The sequence below is a fragment of the Bradyrhizobium shewense genome (genome assembly GCF_900094605.1).
Classification (GTDB): Bacteria; Pseudomonadota; Alphaproteobacteria; order Rhizobiales; family Xanthobacteraceae; genus Bradyrhizobium; species Bradyrhizobium shewense.
This window is the reverse complement of the sequence record NZ_FMAI01000091.1, coordinates 1-2,000: the sequence shown is the minus strand read 5'-3', so window position 1 is coordinate 2,000 and position 2,000 is coordinate 1. Positions and strand designations below refer to the sequence as shown.

The window sequence follows — 2,000 nt, the reverse complement described above, 5'->3', positions numbered from 1 at the left end:
GTCGCCACCGCGCACGCACCGTCTCCGAATCTCATCGGAGCCAATGAATCATGGTCGACGGTCGGCGGCGAGCGCCTTTTTCAACAGCCTGCTAGGCGAGATTCTGGATGTCTTGCCCGATGTTCGACGGCGAGGTTTCTCGAGAACCAGGAGCGGGCGATACCGCTTCACAATCATACAGCGGTCATGCCGCGGGTGGGCTTGCTGACGTCGTCGGGACCACAACGCTGACCTCGCACCAGGATTATTATTGACTTGTTAGTCGGAGCCGGAAACGGGGGCTTGAGTGCTCTCAAGCTGCTGCTCGGCTCATGGAGGAAACAATGACGGCCTCGGCGTTCGAGAAGATCGCGGCTCTTGCCTGTATACGTTGTGCGACGCCCAGCAGATATTGTAATAGATTCGAGAGGCTGCTCAGCGTGTCGCCCGGTCGCGCCATCAAACTTGCAAGTTGTTTATTCCGAAGAGAACCTAAGTGCGCGTGGGTGGCCGGTGAGTGCCGGTAAGCATTGGGGTCGTTTCGAGAGCTTCTTACCAGTATCCGCCGCCGAGATCGTAAGTCTAGGTGAGGGGATTACTCCACTGGTGCGCGGCGGAGCGCGTTGGCGATTCCGTTAAGTGCCCTCAGCTGTTCTTCAAAGAGGAAAGCCGCAATCCCACCTGGTCGCATAAGGATCGGTTTTCATGCGTTGCGGTATCCCACGCTCGCAAGATCGGAGCGAGAACCATCGCAACCGCCTCAACGGGAAATGCCGGCGCGTCGCTTGCGGCTTATGCGGCAAAAGCGGGCCTTCCGTGTGTTGTGCTAACCTCCCAAGCGGCCAGCGGCCTCATGACCGAGCAGATAAAGCGCTACGGCGCGATGGTTGTGCCGCTGCCAGAAGGAAGCCAGTGCTGGCCCGTGCTTGAAGAGGGGGTCCGCCGGCTTGGCTGGTATGCCACTTCTCCTTTTGTGGCCCCGTCATCGGCAGCCATCCCGTAAGTATCGAGGGGTATAAAACGATCGCCTACGAAATCTTCGAACAGCTCGGAGGCAAAGTACCGGAATGGATTGTCGTCCCGACCGCCTATGGAGATGTGCTCGCCGGCGTTTTCCGAGGCTTCAAAGATCTCGTTGACCTTGGCCTTGCTGCCAAAACGCCCAAATTGGTTGCGGCGGAAATCTATGGCTCGCTTGCGCGGTCACTTGTTCAAGCGGGTGATCGGGTCGCCTCGGTTGAGCGAGATCACGATACCGGTTGAGCGAGATCACGATACCCGCGCCATTTCCATCTGGTGCCTGCAGAGTTCGTTTCAGGCTCTGCAAGCTCTTTGAGCTTCCGGTGCTCGAGCCGTGAGGGTAGGTGATAGCGGCTTGCTAGATCTACAAAACGAGCTCGCACGCACAGAGGGTATTCTCGGTGAGCTTTCTTCAATCACAGCGCTCGCGGCTGTCCGCGAAATGAACCGGCGCGGTGATATCAAGTCCGAGACACCGTCGTTTGCGTGCTTACAGCGAGCGGTATGAAGGATCTCGACTTAACCACCGTTTCGGAGGGGCGCGCCCATCGGCTGGAGGGCACCTTGTCTTCCGCTCTGAGCTATTTGGCAGAAGCCTACGGTTATTCACCTAAGGCGTGAGGCGTCTGTTGCCCAACTGAAACGAGAACCTGCTTTGTGTCTCATCCGCGCTGGACGGGGCCTGAATATTCCTTACGGAGAAACTCTGAAATGGATTCGATGGAAAGTCTGACGAATTTGGCGAGCGCGCGTCGGAGCAAGCTCTTTGCTTTGCTTGGTGAGGACATCGGTGCCGTTATCTCCTGTGATCTGCCCACCAAAAATTACCTCAGCGGCTATTACAGCATGAACGATACGTACTCGTCGTATCTTTCGGCTGCCGTAGCGACCCGCGACAGAACTGCTCTAGCAGGCTGTTGAAAAAGGCGCTCGCCGCCGACCGTCGACCATGATTCATTGGCTCCGATGAGATTCGGAGACGGTGCGTGCGCGGTGGCGAC

At 57.5% G+C, this 2,000-nt stretch carries 2 protein-coding genes; both read left to right on the top strand.

The genetic code is table 11. The features are described from left to right. The first annotated feature begins 565 nt into the window (after positions 1-565). Complete coding sequence (locus tag GA0061098_RS47740) at positions 566-982, top strand: pyridoxal-phosphate dependent enzyme (protein WP_091968250.1); 417 nt, start codon at positions 566-568, stop codon at positions 980-982. Then, positions 931-1,242 carry a pyridoxal-phosphate dependent enzyme gene (locus GA0061098_RS47735; RefSeq protein ID WP_091968245.1) on the top strand — a complete coding sequence of 104 codons (312 nt, stop codon included), beginning with the start codon at positions 931-933 and terminating at the stop codon, positions 1,240-1,242. The genes GA0061098_RS47740 and GA0061098_RS47735 overlap by 52 nt, the downstream gene beginning before the upstream one ends. The last annotated feature ends 758 nt before the right edge of the window (positions 1,243-2,000 follow it).